Source organism: Spirosoma terrae, assembly GCF_010435915.1.
GTDB lineage: Bacteria > Bacteroidota > Bacteroidia > Cytophagales > Spirosomataceae > Spirosoma > Spirosoma terrae.
In genome coordinates this window covers 1-18,997 of record NZ_JAAFZH010000028.1, presented here as the reverse complement: position 1 = coordinate 18,997, position 18,997 = coordinate 1, and the positions used below count along the sequence as shown (strand labels likewise).

The window sequence follows — 18,997 nt, the reverse complement described above, 5'->3', positions numbered from 1 at the left end:
CCCAACAATACTACCAACAGGAGCAGCGAGAGCCTATTGAACAATGGGAAGGCAAGAGCCAACTTTGTGACGTATAAGATGTGGGAGAGCTTTGCTATACCTATTTTCCCTATACTGTGACCGTATCGAGCAGCACCGATAGGTCCATTCTCTAAACAGAAAAGTTAACAAGTTAGCCTACTATTCCTTCTCCTGATTTCCACAAAGTGTCCCCTCTCGCAGGCGAACAAACCCACAAGAACCCTTGAATAGCCATTTCAACTACGTCTCAAAAATTGCTCTCAACTGAGACGAGTCGCGTTAAAGTATCTGCCTCAAAAACATTGAATAGAATCATTACTGATTTATGAAAGCAAAAAATAGCAAAATTTTATCTTTTATATATAAGTATATTATATATAGCTTTAACTTATAAATACATACAAATTTACAGGTGTATTAACCAGTAGCTAAACAGTCCATCCATGTTCAGAAATCATATCAAAATATCGCTGCGCAATCTCTGGCGTAATCGTAAGATCAGCACCATTAGCATCGTTGGCTTATCCATTGGCCTGGCTTGTGGGATCGTGATTTTTCTACTGGTAAGCTATCTCTTCAGTTTCGATCGCTACCACGAGAAAGCAGACCGAACATACTGGGTCGTTACGGACATTCGGCAGGACAACATCATTCCCACCGACGCTACGCCCCGACCGCTAGGCGACGTGTTACGGCAAAAATTTCCGTTTGTTCAGAGCGTCGTTCGGATTGAAAATATGTTCGGACACATTATTAGCGTACCGGATGGCAAAGGGGGCTATACTAAAAAATTTGACGAGTCACGTAATCTGTGCTTTACAGAGCCTCAATTTTTCGACATATTCGATGTGGAATGGATTAGTGGTAATCCAAAGACGGCTTTATCTGCACCCAGTACCGTAGTGCTCTCCCAACAGTATGCCCAAAAGTATTTCGGCTCAGCAAATCCCATCGGGAAAACGCTACGTCTTGATAACCGGATAGAGTTGACCGTTACGGGGCTGGTGAAAGATTTACCCTCAAATACAAAACTGCACTACGATGGGTTCATTTCCTACGCGACAATTCCCGTACTATCTGGCGATCAGGGGAAGCAGGCGATGCAGAACTGGGAAAGCGTGTCAACCGTCTGTTTTGTTACGTTGCGCCAAGGTACACCCGTTGGCCGGCTCATCGATGGTCTGAATGGAATCCGGCAGCATTATTTAACCACGCAGGAGGCTAAGAAGCTTACGTTTCACGCGCTGACGCTCGACGATCTGAATCATAATCCGCAATACGGTGGACGAGCCCCCCGGCCAATTCTGTATGCCCTGATTGCCGTCGGAGTCTTTCTGATCCTGGCAGCCTGTATCAACTTCATCAATTTGACGACAGCCTACGCACTAAAACGATCGAAAGAGGTGGGTGTTCGTAAAGTGATGGGCAGCTCACGTCGGCAGTTAATCGGACAGTTCATGACACAGACGGCCCTCGTTACGGTAGCGGCTATCATCTTTTCTTTACTGCTTGCTCAACTGGCCTTGCCTTTGCTGAACCAGGCACTGGCTGTTCTTCACACCGACCTGTCAATCCTCGATGTCTTTAAACCCAGAGCGCTGGTGTGGTTTGGTAGTTTGATCATCAGCGTCATTTTAGTAGCCGGTTTCTATCCATCGCTGGTTCTGGCTCGGTTCAACCCGGTTGCAGCTTTGCGGGCTGGTTACGGACAATTAACGGCCAAGCAAGTCGGCAGCCTGTCCGTACGGCGCGGCTTAGTAGTCACGCAGTTTTTTATCACCCAACTGTTCATCATCAGCGTCATTGTGATGATGGCCCAGGTGCGGCATATGCAGCAAACAAATCTAGGATTTCAGAAAGTGGCAATTTTAATGGTTCCCATCCCGACAAGCAATGCCATAAAACAGGAACTAGTACGGAATCAGTTGGGACAACTCGCCGGCGTGGAGCAGATTTCGCTTTGCGCTGAACCACCTGCTTCGCACCGCCGGATTCCAGTTCCCTTTACCTACGACACACATACCGAAACCGAGAAATTTCCAACCACCGTTAAAGTCGGCGACAAAAATTTTGTTCCGCTTTTTGGTATCAAACTCCTGGCTGGCCGAAACTTTCTGAACAACGATACAACCAACAGCGAAGCACTAGTCAACGTAACGATGGTCAAGCAGTTGGGTTTGCACGCACCGAGTGAGGTGGTTGGCAAACAACTCCAGCTATGGGGTAGTACCAAAACCATTGTTGGGGTTGTGAATGATTTCCATACCAGCGAATTACGCGAAGCCATTCCGCCAACGACTATGCTGAATTATTACCGTGAAAACCGAATGATCGCAATCAAGCTGAATCCAGCCGATCTGCCTGCTACCGTAAAAGCAGTTGAAACCAACTGGACTACGCTATTCCCGGAACAGGTTTTTAAAGCTGATTTTGTGGATGATCTGCTGAACCAGTTTTACCTCACCGAACGGATTCTACTGGGTCTGGCCGAAGTGTTTTCGCTGATTGCCATTCTGCTCGGCTGCCTGGGTCTTTATGGACTCGTCGCTTTCATGGCCGAAGCAAAAACCAAAGAAATTGGGATTCGTAAAGTATTAGGGGGCAGCCCAAATGAGCTTTTGTGGTTGTTTGGTCGGGAGTTCAGCCGCCTACTGGTCATCGGTTTTTTGCTGGCTGCCCCCCTAGGCTGGTTTCTGATGAATAACTGGCTGCGCGGGTATGTCTATCACATTCCGTTTGGCTGGTGGATCTTCGCTGTTACGCTGCTCTCTACCGTTCTCATTACTGCCCTGACGGTTGGTTATGAATCCAGAAAAGCGGCTTTACTGAATCCAGCTATAGCGCTTAAATGTATGGAGTGATTAAGTTATTGATCGGCTGCTGGCATGAAGTGGGTAGTCCCGTCAATACACAGCAGCCGATCAATAACTTAATCGCTCAATATACCTACTTGCTATAACCTGAATGTGTAGAGACTCTAGCTCAAGCGATTCATTAGAAAATCGACAGGAAAAGGCTTAATTGGCGTTGCGACATTTACAAGAAAGCAGTCCAGCAAAGCCAGACTGCTTAATCCTATCTCTTAATCAAAAAATTTACGCGCTTGGGAATCTAGGCACCAACCAATGCGCGCTACTATGCTAGTTAAGGCCCTAAAAGGTCTTATGAAGTCGATAGGGATAAGCTATGAGAGCACACTTTTTAGTAAATCAGCCTGCCTAATTTCGATGCAATTGATTCTCAAGCCAAATCTGTTGGATCTAATCCTGATATTTGAGGGTCGAACGTCTATTTTTTATGTTCGAATACGATCTGCCAGTCCCTCTTATTTACCCAGCCATTTCTTGAAGTCGTTCAACCGATCAGGGCTAACGAATACGTCCTGCCGTTGAAGTGGCTGTAGGGTAAGCTTCAACTTACTGCCAGAATAGGTATGAATCGCTTGAATGGCCGACAAACTGACCAAGTAAGCCCGATTTACCCGGAAGAACTGATGAGGATTTAGCAGGCCAGTGACTTTATCTAGGCTATATTCAACCACCATTGTCTGGCCCTCTTGGGTAGTTAAATACGTGGTTCGCTCTTCATAATAAAAGTAAGCGATCTGCTCCACCCCAATGCTCTTTATCTTAGTACCGATCGTCACCATAAACCGGTCCTTGTAGGATGGTTGCCCAACTGGTTCCTGCCAGTTCAACAGAGTCCGCCCTTGTGCTGGAACGGCCTGACTAAGGGAGCGATATTGCTGGGTCCATTTAAACTTAGTAAGCGCCACAGCTAGTTCACGCTCATCAATGGGTTTGAGTAAGTAGTCGATGCTATTGGCCTTAAAGGCTTGAATGGCATACGTATCGTAGGCCGTTGTGAAGATGATAGGGAGCTTTAGATTGGTTTCTTCAATGATACCAAAGGCACTGCCGTCTTCCAAATGAATGTCCATGAAGACTATATCCGGTTGGTTAGTCAATGGTTGCTGACTGAACCAATCAATTGCTTCGGTTACCGAAGCTAGTACACCCATTAACTCCAAGGTGGAATCATACGCCCTTAATAACGTTTCCAGCCGTTGAGCTGACAGGGATTCATCTTCAATAATGACGACTTTCATGACAGGAGAGGAATACGGACGACAAAAATAGAATCGTGCGGAGTCACCAGTACGGGCCGATCCGTGAGTAATCGGTAGCGATTGGTAATGTTGGTCAGCCCAAGTCCAGTCGAGTTTCGGCTCAAGGTGTCATCAGGTAACCTTGGCTGAATCGGATTACTGATGACCAGATAATCCCGGTCAATACGAAGCGTTACGATCAGTGGCCGCTTGCGCGACATCTGATTATGTTTAACGGCATTCTCCACCAATAATTGCAAGGTCAAGGGAGCAATGCTAAAGTGGATGGCTTCTGAAGGAGAAATGGCATTTTCTAATTGCAGTTTATCATCAAATCGAATCATTAACAAGAAACAGTAGACCTCCAGAAAATTCAGTTCTGTTTTCAGGTTAACTCGCTGAGAATCCCGCTGCTCGAGAATGTAGCGATACGCTTTGGCAAGTTGATTGATAAACTGAATCGACAATTTAGGGTTGACCTCCACCAGTGAGGAAAGAATACTCAGGCTATTGAATAGAAAATGAGGATTGACCTGATTCTTTAAGGCATCAAATTGAGCCTGATAAGCTTCTCGTTTTAATTGCTCGGCATTTAGCTGGAGTTGGGCAACAACTTTGTCCCCGCGCCGGTTGGCTGCCAGATAGTAGCCCATCAGTAGAGCCATAATCGTTAGGGCGGTGGTTGCCTTACGCTTTCGTTGTCCCTCAGCTCTAGTCGGATTTTGGCTGGTTACCAGCTGGGCCTTTGGCAAGAAGTGGGCATCCCCTAGCCTCTCGGTCTTATCGAAGGCAACACGGGCCTGATGAAGAAAGCCGAAGAACGCCCAGTCAAAGCCAACCGAAAGCATACCGGCAATTAGCAAGGTGGTCAGTCGGAGGGCTAGTTTACTATGATGCCCAAAACGTCGCCCCTGGTAATGATATAGGCGATTTTCTATCCACTCAGTTAGACTTAACCAACCGGTGAATAGGGTAATGGTTATGGGAATTTCAGAGAGCCATATCCAGATAATAAACGGGCTAAATTTTTGCCAGTTCAATGACTCCAGATTGATAAAGAAGCGGAGTGGCCAATAGATGGCAAACACGCCGGCTGCCAGCTGGAGTTTCTGAGAAAGGGTCAGGTTAAGCGGTTTAGCTGGTTCCATATGAGTAGGCCACCGTTATGTCGACTTGCCCCGTCAATGACTCAAGTTAATGTTTAAACAGATTGGAGCAGATTACTCATGCTAAATATAGGCTATATATGATTCATGATGGAGGTAATCAGGCATCATGAATTTAGAACCACTCAATAGAAATGCTCTTCGATGACACGTAGCAGCGTTCCTTTATCTGCTCCATAATTCGGGCCTTTTATGGTGGATCAGTTTTACCCTGGCCTGCCTCGGATGAAGTTTACTCAGCAGCAGACGCCAATGGTTAGTTATTCCCAGCGGTTAAAGCCCGTTCTATTTTCGCGGCAATGCCTTGGCTGGGACGCTCGGCGAAGTTTTCGATAATAGTTCCGTCGGCTCCAATCAGCACATAATGAGGATACGTGCTCACAATGTATTTTTCACTTAACGTTTTTGTCCAGGCACGGTTAGCATACAGATCAACGGTTCTTAGGCCAAACCGTTTCGAGGCCGCTTTCCACTTGGGCACTTGTTGCGCATCGGCCGCTCCTGGCGTGCCAATACAGATACTAACAATTTTGACGGGTTTACCCTTAAACTGCTCAACCAGTTTGTTCTCGTAAGGCATTTCCTGAATGCAGCCTCCACAGGTCGTGAACCAGAAACTTAGGTAAACCACCTGACCTTTGTACTGACTGAGCGTGATGAGTGAATCATTCGCATCGACCAGCGCGAAATTGGGGGCTTTATCGCCCGACTGCAGTAGCTTCACATTGCTATGGGCACGTTGTTTGATATAATCAACCAAGTAGTGAAACTGAGAAGGAAATTGTTTTTTAAAGTTTGTCTCAATCCAGTTTGGATTATCTACTGAGCCGCTCAATTCCCAGATTTCAAAAAAAGAACCCGCACTTTGCCCCAATTCCTTTTTGGCGTGGTCGATCAGGGCTTGCGTTGAAACGGCTTGTTTGGATTGGCGTAATTCCCAGAAGAGTTGTTCCCGCAAAAATCGCAGATAGTCATAGTGGTACAACGCTGCTAGGTTCTTCACCTTGATTCGGCTTTTAAACGCGTAATAAGAAGTAGGAATCACCTGCTTTTTCTGTTGATACTCGGTCTGGTACCAAACCATATACAACCGAAGCCAGGCATCTGAATAAGTCAGTGCGTTTGTTTCGTAGGTTTTGAACCAATCGGGTAAGGTGTGCTGCGTCTGATACTCCATCCAGAACTGATCCTGTTTCTGGTAGGTTTCATCCATCATTTTCTGAAAAGGCTCGAGATTGGCAGCCCGCATTCCTTCATCCATGCCAGCTTGCAGGGGGTCATCCAGCAGTCGCGTCTTGGCTTGATAATACTGTTGAACGGCTTTGTTTTTACCCTCGAAGGCGATCAATGGTTGATTCGGGTTCTGACCTGGTTTCGCTAAGATGCGTAGATGAATGGTATCTCCAGGCGCCCCCACGATCCGATACGTGGAATCAGCAATCGTGAGGAACGATTGGCCTACCGTTCTGGACGGGCTATTTAGATAAATCTCGTTTCGGTTAACTGATATGGAATCTTTAACGTGATTGACATCATACCCCGGAAAGCTGTGATAAGTAGCGAACTTCACGGGAAGGGTTTGGGCTTGTGGCACTGACTTAATGTGTACAGTAAGCTCCCCTGTTAGATCCAATTTGGGAAGCAATGCTTCTTTAGACTGAGCCAAACAGATGGTCAAACTAAAAATGACCATAAAAACCGTCGGTAATGATTTCATTCTGGCTTCAGATTAAGCGAAGTAACTGATAGCAGAAGGTAAAGTGATAAATTAATTAACACCAACCCTTTAGCTATCCAGGTAATGATGATTAAAGGCGATGTATTCCATAAATTTATTACTCCAAATTATAGGATGCGAATCGTATTAGAGTTAGTATGTATCCCAAATCGCTCTATTCGTGCGATACTTGTTTGCTCTGCTTTAAGCAAACGACGGCAGTAGCCGACCGTGACTTATCCGCTCGGGCTGCCCCGTCCCATTACGCAGAACTACCCTGATGTACCGGAGTTGATTGATCGAAAAAATACCCTCATAACTTCACAAAAATCCGCTTCCGATATAGCACGTATGCTGGGATAAAATTAATGCCGACAAAAAACAAGGCATAAAGCAAACTGGCCAGCTCTGGCAAAAAACCAACCTGTATCAACGTATTGACGCCCCACTCATTGAGAGATTTACCGCCGATGTTGAACCGATAGAACAGCAACGCAAACACATCGGCCAGGACGTATACCGTAATAGCGTTAGCGCCAAACAGGATGCCAGGTTTCGTGCCGTCGATATAGCCCGAAATGTCGACCAGAAAATACAGGGCACCCAATAACATGGTGGCAAAACCCGACGTAACGAGCACAAACGAGCTAGTCCACAAGTTCTCGTTGAGTGGAAATACTAATCCCCAGAAATAGCCTGCTATAGCCGCAAAAAGACCTGCCGTCATCAGGCAGGCCACTTTCTCCAGGGGTGGTTTATCCGTCAGCATCAACTGACCCGCCAGCATCCCCGTAATCCCCGTGACGATGGCTGGAAACGTACTGAGAATCCCTTCCGGGTCCCAGGTTCCCTGCCACATCCGTCCGGGCAGGTATTGCCGATCCAGCCAGGCCGCCAGATTCTGACCAGGTTCCAGCATAACGCTTCCGGAATCGGGAGTTGGTATCAGCGTCATCGCCAGCCAATAGGCCACCAACGTAACAGCCCCGATCCAGGCTTGCTGCTTCCATGTCGTGTTCAGATATACACTGGCACACACCAGAAATACAATAGCAATCCGGTGCAACGTACCCGTCCAGCGAATGGAAGTTATGTCGAAATCGGGCATGAGATTTAGAAACATACCCACTGCAAAAATCTTCAACGACCGGACTACAATCTTTCGATACAAGACTCCTTTTGGCTGCTGTTCGGCCAGGGGTCTAGCATAAGCCAACGCGATGGATACCCCAACGACAAACAGGAATATAGGCGCAATTAAATCGGTGAAAGACAATCCATTCCATTTCGTATGGCGCAACGTAAAAAAAACGTACTGTTCGCTGCCCGGAAAATTAGCGACAATCATGGCCGCTATCGTAAACCCGCGTAAGGCATCTAAAGAAACGAGTCGACTGGCTGGGTAGATCATCAAAATGTAAAAAGACTGTTCCGCAGAATGGTATCTTTAGTACGGATTTACGTACTATAAAGGCTACTTAACCTGGCTCGTTTATGCGAATTAGTCTCTCCGTTTTTTTTCTGTCCCTCACGGTTCTTATTGCCGGAGGTTGTCGACATACCGAAAACAGCACTGCCGACCCAGCAAAAACGATAGCCGTTTCCTGGGAGCTGGTAACCAATTTCACGAACGTACCGGCCGGGTTCAAGGCGCAGTTTACCCTCCACAATACCAGCAACCTCACCCTCACAAATACGAACTGGGCGCTATTTTTCAATATGTCGCCCCGGCCCATTCTGCCGGCCAAAAAACCGCAACCCGCCACCGTCCATCACATCAACGGCGACTGGTATAAGCTGACGCCCAATACGATTTTTCAGCTGGCTCCCGGATCAGCAATTACGATCGATTACGAGGGCACGGAAGCAGTCAATAAGGTTACGGATGCTCCGCTGGGGCTCTATTTCGTTTTCTACGACAAAGATGGCAACGAAGAGCAGATCGTCCAGGTAGCCAACTATACCGTCAAACCCTTCGAGCGTCGGGAGCAACAGCTACGTGGCCAGGACGATCAGATGCCATTACAAACGCCCGAGACGATCTACCGGAACAACCTGGCTGTTTCGCTACTACCGGCCAGCCAGCTCCAGAAAATTATTCCAGCGCCTGTTAGCATTAAAACCGGGTCAGGCACGTTTGTTCTGACGAACAACACACCCATCATTGCGCCTAAAGGGCTCGACAACGAAGCCCGTTATCTGGGCCAGAAACTCCATTCGCTGACCGCCAGCAATTTCCCCATACAAACAAGTGGTACTTCGAAAAAAAGCATTACGTTACAACTTGGCAACGTATCGATCAACGGAACGACCAGCGAAGCCTATCAATTAACAATTGATAATCAGGGCGTAATAATAACGGGCAGTGATCCGGCTGGCGTATTTTACGGTATTCAGAGTTTACTGGCCCTGGCTCCGGTTAGCCATCAGCCAGGCAGTACTGTTACGTTCCCTTTCGTGCGGATTGACGATGCCCCCCGCTTTGCCTTCCGGGGATTGCATTTCGACGTAAGCCGCAATTTTCAGACGAAAGAAACCATTCTTCGGACGCTCGATCTGCTCGCTACGTATAAAGTCAATCATTTTCTGTTCTACACGACAGAAGATGAAGGCTGGCGACTCGAAATCGACGGCTTGCCCGAGCTAACCAAAGTCGGCGCCCAACGTGAACACACATCCGGTAAAGAAACACCTGTTCTTCACCCGGCTTATGGATCGGGGCCGAAAGCGTATGACGAAGGCAAATATGGCAGCGGCTATTATACCAAAGCCGATTTTATCGAGATCCTGAAATACGCCAAAGAACGCCATATCAAGGTTATTCCTGAGTTAAACTTCCCCGGTCATGCGCGAGCAGCTATCAAAGCGATGGAAGCCCGGTATGCGCGCCTGATGAAAGAAGGCAAAGAAAAAGAAGCGAACGAATACCGACTTATTGATCCCGACGATAAATCGGTGTACCAGTCGGCGCAGGGGTATACCGATAATGTGGTCGGCGTTGGTCGGGAATCAACGTATCATTTTTATGAGAAAGTAGTCGACGAGATCGCGAAAATGTATCAGGCAGCCGGATTGCCAATGGATGTCATGCATGCCGGTGGCGATGAAGTGGCCGAAGGAGCCTGGACCCAATCGCCCATAGCCGCCAAACTACTGAACGAAAATCCATCCATCAAAGACCCCAAAAATCTGCAAACTTACTTCTTCCGAAAGCTGGTTCAACGACTCGAGAAGCGGAATCTGGAAATTCATGGCTGGGAAGAAGTCGCGCTCAACAAAACCAAGGATGGTAAATACGTTCCTAATCCAGAGTTTGTGGGCCGCAAGGTTGTGCCTTACGTATGGAATAACCTCTTTGATCTTGACCTGGGCAACCGGCTCGCCAATGCAGGCTATCCGGTGATTCTCTGCAACGTATCGAATTTTTACTTCGATCTGGCGTACAACAATGATCCACTGGAGCCGGGGTTATATTGGGCGGGCTACGTCGACACCTGGCATAACTGGGCCTTTGCACCGTTCGATATGTTCAAGACAACCTTCACCACATCAATGGGTAAATCCCTGAATTTTGCTGGTTTGGAACGTATGAAACCCGAAGCCCGTAAAAATATTCGCGGTGTGGAATCCCAGCTCTGGAGCGAAACGGTAAAAGGACGCGAGATGGCCGAGTATTATATGCTGCCTAAACTCCTGGGTTTTTCGGAAAGTGCCTGGGCCGCGCAACGTCCCTGGGAAACGATCGAGAATAAGCAGGCTCGTGATCAATCGATGCGGGCGGGCTGGAACGTATTTGCCAATACGTTAGCGCAGAAAGAATTGCCCCGGCTAGCCCGGCTGAATGGCGGCTACCACTATCGGCTTCCGTCACCAGGTGCAACCATCGAAAAAGGATCTTTAGTAGCCAACGTTGCTTTGCCCGGCCTATTGATTCGTTATACCACTGACGGTTCGGAACCAACCAGCCAGTCGGCTCTATATAAAAGCCCGGTTCGGGTATCAGGTACAGTAAAATTAAAAAGTTTCGACGCATCGGGACGCTCTAGCCGGTCAACGACTATAGCTTTATAACCGAGGCTAACTATCCAAATTGCTTTTCAATATGACAATCGGAGTTGATTTAGGAGGCACAAATGTGCGGGTTGGAGTGGTAGATAATGGGGTTATTGTTCATCAGAAAAGCCACGCACTGCACGATAAAGAATCGCTTTCTTCTACGTTATCGCAGGTCATAGCCCTGATTCGGTCCCTGGTTGACCATACCGTAAGCGGCATTGGCATTGGTGTTCCTTCCGTTGTCGATATCGAACAGGGTATCGTCTACAACGTAGCCAACATCCCCTCCTGGGAGGAAGTGGGGCTACGTGACATTCTGGAAGCCGAGTTCAACGTACCTGTTTTTATTAATAACGACGTAAACTGTTTTGCTCTCGGCGAGCACCTCTTTGGTATGGGGCAGGGATACAGTTCGCTGGTCGGCCTAGCCATCGGCACGGGCCTTGGAGCGGGGATCATTGCGGATAATCAGCTCTACGTAGGCAGCAACTGTGGCGCGGGCGAAATCGGTCTACTACCCTATCTCGACAAAAACATCGAGTCCTATGCCGCCACCGACTTTTTCCGTCTGATTCACCATACGTCGGCTTTTGATGCTCACCAGCAGGCCCGGGATGGGAACGCCCATGCACTGGCGCTCTGGAACGAATTTGGTCGGCATTTTGGTCATGCGGTCAAGGTGGTGTTGTACACCTATGATCCAGACGTGATCGTTCTGGGCGGTTCTATTGCCAAGGCGTATCCATTCTTCAAAGCAGCCATGCTGGACAATATGGCCGATTTCGCCTACCCCGTTACGTTACGTCGACTCAAAATTTTCCAGTCGCAAAATGAAAATATTGCTTTATTGGGTGCGGCCGCGTTGGTTCGTCAACTGGTTTAACTGAGTACTCTGTTCTTTATTCATTGATCCGCCGGGTCCCGATCATTCACCAACTCATGAAACGTAACGTATTGATTGTTGGGCTGATTATGCTCATCTTTTTCTTCATTTCGTTCCTGACCAATATTCTGGGACCCATTATCCCGGATCTGGTTAAGAGCTTTCAGTTAAGTATCGGTCTGGCGGGATTTCTACCGTTTGCTTTTTTTGTAGCCTACAGTACGTCGATTCCATCGGGCCTGCTCGTGGAGAAATTCCGCGAAAAGCCAGTGCTGATCGGGGCCTTTTTGCTGGCTTTTGCGGGCTCACTATGCTTTGCACTCTTTCCGACGTTTACAGTTGCCCTTATCTCCCTTTTTTCGATAGGTGTCGGCATGGCTATGCTACAGGTTGCCATCAATCCCCTGTTGCGCGTAGCCGGTGGAGAGGAGCATTTCGCCTTCAACTCCGTACTGGCCCAGCTTTTTTCGGGAGCCGCTTCGTTTCTTAGCCCGCTACTGTACAGCTATTTTACCCAAACGATCCATACCAGCACTTCCTCTCCTCTGGTTGATCTGCTCAATGCGGTCGTGCCAATCCATTTCGAATGGGTATCGCTATACTGGGTCTTTGCGGCTACGACACTGGCGATGATCATCATCGTTGGCTTCATTCGTTTCCCGGTCGTTACGTTAAAAGACGACGAGCGTATTGAGCTTGGCGGGGCGCTAACCGATCTGTTACGTAACCGAACCGTATTGCTTTTTTTCGCCGGTATCTTCGCCTATGTAGGTACCGAACAGGGCATTGCGAACTGGATTTCCACCTTCCTTCAACTCTACCACGGTATAGACCCCACCACGACTGGCGCTACGGTTGTTTCGTATTTCTGGGGCCTCATGACCATTGGCTGCGTACTGGGGCTTGTGCTGCTGAAGCTTGCCGATAGCCGACGTGTATTGATGGTTTTTACGCTGGGCGCCATACTCTGTTTATTAATGGGCCTGTTTGGCTCCAAAGACGTAGCACTTTATGCGTTACCGGGCACCGGTTTTTTTGCCTCGGTGATGTGGTCCATTATTTTCTCACTGGGCCTTAACTCGGTAGCTCACCATCATGGTACGTTTTCTGGCATCCTTTGCACCGGCATTGTCGGTGGAGCACTGGTTCCGCTGATTATTGGTGGTCTGGCAGAACTGGTCGGCCTCCGCTTTGCCATGCTGGTTATGCTGATTACTTTGGGCTATATTTTCAGTATTGGTCTCTGGGCCAAACCGCTGGTCAACAACGCCACAATAAAGCTAACGAACTGACTGAGCCTTCCATGCACAAGATTATCCTGCTCATCGACTTTGCCGAGGACTATAGCCGTAGTCTGCTAAAGGGCATTTCAAAATACGCACGGGAGCATGGTCCGTGGGTATTCTGTCAGATGCCACTTTTTCATCGGGAAACGCTGGGCGTTGATGGCATCCTGAACTGGGCGCGGGATTGGGAAGCCGACGGCATTATCGGACAGTTGTACAACGACAGCAGCGTAGAAAAAATCGTTCAGGCGGGCATTCCGGTGATCGCTCAGGATTTTAAAGAGCGCTTTACGGAGATTCCGAACATTACGGGTGCCCACCGGGCTACGGGCGCGATGGCCGCCGACTACTTCCTGCGGAAAGGTTTCCGACATTTTGCCTTTTATGGATTCAAGCATATTGTCTGGTCGCGCGAACGGGCCGAAGGATTCGATGACCGAGTTTCCCGTTCGGGCTGCACAGTTCATTATTTTGAGCACGAAGAATACAGCTCGAGTGATCTCTGGTATTACAAGCCCAGTTCTCTGAGCAAATGGTTGTCGTCGTTACCCAAGCCGATCGCCATTCTTACCTGCGACGACCGCATGGGGCAGCATATTACCGAAACCTGTCGGCACTCCGGTATTCGTATTCCCGAAGAAGTAGCCGTGCTGGGCGTCGACAACGACGAAACACTTTGCGAATTATCGGACCCTCCCCTGTCGAGCATCATACAGGATGCCGAAAAGGGTGGCTACGATGCAGCCCATCTACTGGACAAACTGATACGTAACGAACTAACGGATTTCTACGATATCGTTGTTGAACCCACTCAGGTGTTTACGCGCCAGTCGACGGATATTTACGCCACCCACGATGAATATATTGCCTCCAGCCTGAAATTCATTCACCAGAATATCGACAAGAACCTACAGGTCGATGAGGTAGTCAGACAGGTTCCCTTATCCAGACGCTCGCTGGAAATGCGTTTTCAGCAGGTAGTTGGCTATCCGGTTTACAAATACATTCAGAATCTACGGATGGAGAAATTCTCCCAGAAACTCCTGGAAACCGACCTGACTGTTTTCGAAATTGCTATGGATTTAGGCATGAGCGACACGAAAAATATTGCCCGTCAGTTCAAACAAATCAAAGGCTGCACTCCCCTTGAATACCGCCATCGATATCTGGCGGGTAAGTAAGCCATCGATTACTACGTAGATATGCTAAAACTCAGCCGTATCGTTCATTAGTACATATCGGCCTAACATCTGTTAAAACGGTGTAGAAGGCAAAATACGCCTGGCAATAATTGCCTTTAAACGTCCCCTATCCGGCACACTGAGAGCGGCATATACCGCTTAGTCAATTCAATACTTTTAGTTGAAAAAGTTACAAATATTGATTTATTTCGCAAGGGTCTAACAAAGATAAGTATATGCAAAACACGGAACTACTTCTTGCTGATTATCAGCCACTTTTAGTTCCGCGACATTGCGTACTTTATTATGTTGGGTGCAGTCCAAAAAGTTGCTTCCATTTCAGTGTTTCGGGCGACATAAGAAATGCCCTATTTAGGCAGGTTGCAATGTATGAGGACCTCTCTTCTGACAGGACAGACGTTGCCAGAAGGAAATCCTGAGCTTGCATTTCTAGGTCACGAGCGACAAAGTAAACGTTTTCGTGTTTGTGGCTTTGCAGAACTATATGGGATGTGATTAACAAATCTAGTTTTAACCGATTATGCTTAAGTTTTACGGTATTGAACCACCTAATCATTGGGCTGCTTTAAGGCCCGGTGGAATCTGTCCGCACTGTAAAGAGTCGAGTAGGTTCACACGAACAAGTTCGCCTGATGTTCAAAAAATCATGTCTGACAAAATAGAATATTTTGTCTTATGCTATTCATGTGATGCGTGTTTAATGCCTATTCCAATTCAGTGGTATGTATACAATTATAATGGTGGAGATCAGATTACTGTCAATTATCCACAAGTACTTCTTATTTCAAAAGAGCCCTTTGATTTTGACCACGTACCTGATGAAGTGAAAAAAGAAATACAGGAAGCTATTGACTGTCTTTCTGTCAACGCTTATAATGGGTTCGCAGCTTTATGTCGACGTTCAATTCAAGCTATTTGTACGAATCTAGGTGCAGGGGCTTCAGACAAAGTGAAAAACCAAGTAAATGAGATGATAACTGCGACAGGTCTTGATGAAGAGTGGAGAGAGCTTACAATTCAGATAATGCTATCAGGTCATGATGGTGCTCACCCTCATCTACCCGAAGTAGGTCTTGACAGAGCGACAGTATTGTTATCATTAGTACAAGATTTAACTTATCAACTTTATACTCGCCCTGGTAAAATTAAGGAAGCAGCTTCTTTACGTCAGATAGCTATTAACAGACCAAAAGCGCAATAGTCGTGTTGATTCTGTTTTCGCTTTTCGTGGGGTAGCTCCCCGGTGACAGGATGCACGTCTCATGGGAAGATGGGCAGCCCAACCAAACGAGGGTGTAAAGGTTGTAGGTGGTTTGCGTTCAGTCAAGTGACTCGCTCTCCATCAGCCCTCATGATCGTTGGGTGGTGCTAAAAAGCTGTGAGTGCATTTCCGGCTTTCGTGCGACAAGGGAGCCGTCTCCCTAGGCTGTTTTGGGGCTCATTGGGCGGCTCCCGTTGACAAACCAAACGCCCCGGTCAGTCAGATTTATAGGTAAGGCCACTTGCGGCTGACAAAGGGCACGTATCGACCAATCAGACAAAAATGAGCAGGCATTTAACGTTGGAACAACTCGAAAATGATGTCTGGACTGAGATTGCTTTTCCATCTCGGTTAGTGGAATCTTGCTATAGCTACCGAAAGATTCCACTTTCAGACCTGACAGTTGAGCAACTTCGGCTGTTGATAAGTCAGCAAATTGGTTTGGTCTATTTGGTGCCTTTGGCGCTGGATGTTCTTTGGGAGAATATTTTGGCTGAGGGAGATTTATATGAAGGCGACTTGTTAGCCAGTGTCGCGGGGCTTCCGCTCACGTTTTGGCAAGAGCATCCAGAGTTGGCTCAACGCTTTGAGCAACTAAAAGCGGAAAACGAAAAAGTTGTAAAAGAGCTTTTTTTGTAAGTCAGGTCTCGGGCGACAGGATGCTCGCCGGTGAGGAGGCTTTGCAGCCCAACCGGCAGGGGGTGTAAAGGTTCAAGCGGCTTGTGTTCAGGCACGCAGTGTTCTCATCCATAAACCCCCTAGGTCGTTGGGTGCGCGAACAGCTAATAACGTAGTGGTGGACTTTTGTGCGACAGTGAGCACGTCTCGACAGGCAGGCTGTTTGGCTCGTTGGGCGGCTGGCGGTTGACATGAGAATCTCCCAAAAAATGGGCTTTGACACGTTAGGTAGGTCACTTGCGACAGGGCAGATGCCTTGATAAGGAAGTGAATAATTGAGTTCTCACAGTTAAAAAATCAATAAAATTGCATGGAGTTAAAAGTTAAATTGTATTTCCGTAACACATATGTAAAGATTGGTGAACTGACATTAGATGGATTTTACAATGAGGTTTTCATAGACGTGCTCGACAAAAGTAATGTAGATGAATTAGTGACGTTAGGGCTACTCACTGACAAAGCAGACCTCACAAAATATACCCCGGATACCAACCACCAGAATCTAATAGAGAGAGGTTACTCTAAGGATGAAAACCCAGAATTTTTTAAAGATTACAAAAACGTAGACTTAGTACCATTGCTTAAATTCTATCAAGGGCTTAGGGCTGTAGCCATAGGTCAGTCAGATAAGTTGAAGAAATTAGGTGACGATAATTTACGCCGATACTACGTTGAGCAGTTTGATAAACTGATTAATGTGTTCGAACTATGCCTAAAAAATGGATACAAATGTCATTTTACGGCCTACGCTGCATAGTAAGGCAGGTTGTGGGCGACAGGATGCGCGCCGATGAGGAAGCTCAGCAGCCCAACCAAACGAGGGTGTAAAGGTCCAAAGCGGCTTTTGTTCAGTTACCTTGTCCGCCACTCCATCAGCCCTCGGGGGTGTTGGGTGGTGCCATAGTATAATTTGAGTGCCGCGTCTCGTGTGACAAGATAAGCCCGTGTCAGTCAACGTCTTTTACTTGCTTGGGCGGGTTGTGGTTGACAGGGTAAGCCCGCGAGACAGAACGTTTGTAGATTCCATTTACATACCAGCAACTTTTGAATCTCTGACCAATATGTATGAGATCAGCTTTGAGCCTTATGTGGGCAAAGACTACTATTCACAATCGCCTAAAGTTCTTGTGTTGGGCGAGTCTCATTATGCTGGCGAGGGCGACCAACAGAAAGATTTTACCAATTATGTCGTCCAGCGGTACGCGAAACGTGAAACCGGCGAACGTCGTCGCTTCTTCACTAAAATTGCCAAAGCACTCGACAGTCAACTTGACAATCACAACGCCCATACACTGTGGGACAAGGTCGCTTTTTACAATTATGTCCAAGTGATTGTAGGTGATGGCCCTCGTAAGCGGCCAACGAATGAGATGTTTTCCAACTCCAACCAAGCCTTCAGAAAGGTAGTGGAGCGGTTGAAACCTGACATCGTTGTGGTGTTGGGCCGACATCTTGGCCGACATTTGGATTGGTACGTCAAGCATTGGGACACAGAACCTAATTCGTACATTACCTGCAACTGGACCCACCCTGCTACCCCCAGATATTACAAAGAGCATGAGGCTACTGAGGCATTTGAGGTAGCCAAACAGCAATTTATGGCCCGGTAGCTCCGCCTGGGCGGGTCTCGTGTGACAGGATAAACTTGTGTTAGTCAAAGCCGATTAGCCCAACAAAACGGGGGTGTAAAGGCGGTGAACGTACCCGTGTTCAGTCGAGTGGTCTGCCCGCCATCAACCCCCGTGGGTGTTGGGTGTTCTGCCAAAAAGTAGTGCTTGTTTGTGGGCTTGCGTGCGACAGGCCACTCGGCTCGTTAAGCAGGTTTAGGCTTCTTTTTGCTATCTTCGGTTGACAGCGCGAAAGTTCTGTACTTATTGACACTTCATAGTCTGATTTTTAGTATTTTGGTATCTATACAAGCTTTCAGTAGCTTAAGAAACGAGTATAAATTAAAACAATATATGAGATCCGTTTTTGTGAGTAGGCCTAATTGGATACCAGTCACATTTCAAGCAGGAGTAGATAATTTTTATAATTTATTAGAAAGTAATTCATTGTCAACAAGGACTATTGGGGTTTCTGATTATCCAAATGAATCACCACTGGACGAAGTTATCAAACTTATGAAACAGTGCGAAGGGACAATAATCTTAGGTATTCCGCAAATTGAGATCACAAGCGGAAAAATAAAAGACACAGAAATAAAACCAATTCAGCGGTTAGGGACAGAATGGAACCATATAGAAGGAGCATTAGCGCATTCCCTGAACCATCCGATGTTAGTTATACATCATTTAGAGGTAAAAAGAGGCATTTTTGATAGAGGTGCGTGTAATGCTTTTTTACATAGCGTTGACATGAGTGACCCATCTTGGGTTATTTCAAAACCAATAAGCGGAGCATTAACTAACTGGAAAAATAAACTTGTTAAAGTTGATAAGCAGACCCCATCAAATGAAACTTCTAGCATTCCTAAGCCTACTTTACAATGGGGAATGTACAAGTTTGAAGGTGAGGCTGGTTTATATTGCCCAGTATGTTTTGAAAAGCAAGGTTTAAAAATTCCTTGTTCAAGGATAAACTCCAGTCATTATCAATGTCCAAATTGTAATGCAAAAC

14 protein-coding genes are annotated in these 18,997 nt (G+C 47.1%); 10 read left to right on the top strand and 4 right to left on the bottom strand.

What is annotated here, in order from left to right; translation table 11 throughout:
* Nucleotides 1-464: 464 nt before the first annotated feature.
* Nucleotides 465-2,882: an ABC transporter permease gene (locus tag GK108_RS30625; RefSeq protein ID WP_163955413.1), complete on the top strand. Its 2,418-nt coding sequence runs from the start codon at nt 465-467 to the stop codon at nt 2,880-2,882.
* A 464-nt stretch (nt 2,883-3,346) separates the two neighbouring features.
* On the opposite strand, the gene GK108_RS30620 is transcribed toward GK108_RS30625, so the two are convergent.
* The 4 genes from GK108_RS30620 to GK108_RS30605 form a co-directional block, all read right to left on the bottom strand.
* Nucleotides 3,347-4,129: a LytR/AlgR family response regulator transcription factor gene (locus GK108_RS30620; RefSeq protein WP_163955412.1), complete on the bottom strand. Its 783-nt coding sequence runs from the start codon at nt 4,127-4,129 to the stop codon at nt 3,347-3,349.
* Nucleotides 4,126-5,277, bottom strand: coding sequence for a sensor histidine kinase (locus tag GK108_RS30615; protein WP_163955411.1), 1,152 nt, complete (start codon nt 5,275-5,277; stop codon nt 4,126-4,128). Before GK108_RS30615 ends, GK108_RS30620 begins: the two co-directional genes overlap by 4 nt.
* Nucleotides 5,278-5,551: 274 nt before the next feature.
* Nucleotides 5,552-7,012, bottom strand: a complete 1,461-nt coding sequence (locus tag GK108_RS30610; RefSeq protein WP_163955410.1) for a TlpA family protein disulfide reductase — start codon at nt 7,010-7,012, stop codon at nt 5,552-5,554.
* Between the two features lie 313 nt (nt 7,013-7,325).
* On the bottom strand, nt 7,326-8,423 hold the full coding sequence (locus tag GK108_RS30605) for an acyltransferase family protein (protein ID WP_163955409.1): 1,098 nt from the start codon (nt 8,421-8,423) through the stop codon (nt 7,326-7,328).
* A gap of 83 nt (nt 8,424-8,506) precedes the next feature.
* Between GK108_RS30605 and GK108_RS30600 the strand changes: the two genes are divergently transcribed.
* From GK108_RS30600 to GK108_RS30560, 9 genes are all read left to right on the top strand, one after another.
* The gene (locus GK108_RS30600; RefSeq protein WP_163955408.1) at nt 8,507-11,083 is read left to right on the top strand and encodes a family 20 glycosylhydrolase; all 2,577 of its coding nucleotides are present in this window, start codon (nt 8,507-8,509) and stop codon (nt 11,081-11,083) included.
* Nucleotides 11,084-11,114: 31 nt separating this feature from the next.
* On the top strand, nt 11,115-11,951 hold the full coding sequence (locus GK108_RS30595; RefSeq protein WP_163955407.1) for an ROK family protein: 837 nt from the start codon (nt 11,115-11,117) through the stop codon (nt 11,949-11,951).
* 56 nt (nt 11,952-12,007) lie between these two features.
* Complete coding sequence (locus tag GK108_RS30590) at nt 12,008-13,243, top strand: MFS transporter (protein WP_163955406.1); 1,236 nt, start codon at nt 12,008-12,010, stop codon at nt 13,241-13,243.
* Between the two features lie 11 nt (nt 13,244-13,254).
* Nucleotides 13,255-14,418: an AraC family transcriptional regulator gene (locus GK108_RS30585; protein WP_163955405.1), complete on the top strand. Its 1,164-nt coding sequence runs from the start codon at nt 13,255-13,257 to the stop codon at nt 14,416-14,418.
* Between the two features lie 667 nt (nt 14,419-15,085).
* Nucleotides 15,086-15,640: a DUF4145 domain-containing protein gene (locus tag GK108_RS30580; protein ID WP_163955404.1), complete on the top strand. Its 555-nt coding sequence runs from the start codon at nt 15,086-15,088 to the stop codon at nt 15,638-15,640.
* 360 nt (nt 15,641-16,000) lie between these two features.
* Complete coding sequence (locus GK108_RS30575) at nt 16,001-16,339, top strand: contact-dependent growth inhibition system immunity protein (RefSeq protein ID WP_163955403.1); 339 nt, start codon at nt 16,001-16,003, stop codon at nt 16,337-16,339.
* A 349-nt stretch (nt 16,340-16,688) separates the two neighbouring features.
* Nucleotides 16,689-17,135, top strand: a complete 447-nt coding sequence (locus GK108_RS30570; RefSeq protein WP_163955402.1) for a hypothetical protein — start codon at nt 16,689-16,691, stop codon at nt 17,133-17,135.
* Nucleotides 17,136-17,439: 304 nt separating this feature from the next.
* Entirely contained in the window at nt 17,440-17,988 is a 549-nt protein-coding gene (locus GK108_RS30565; protein ID WP_163955401.1) for a uracil-DNA glycosylase family protein, read from the top strand.
* Between the two features lie 351 nt (nt 17,989-18,339).
* A partial coding sequence (locus tag GK108_RS30560) for a hypothetical protein (RefSeq protein WP_163955400.1) occupies nt 18,340-18,997 on the top strand: 658 nt, incomplete at its 3' end.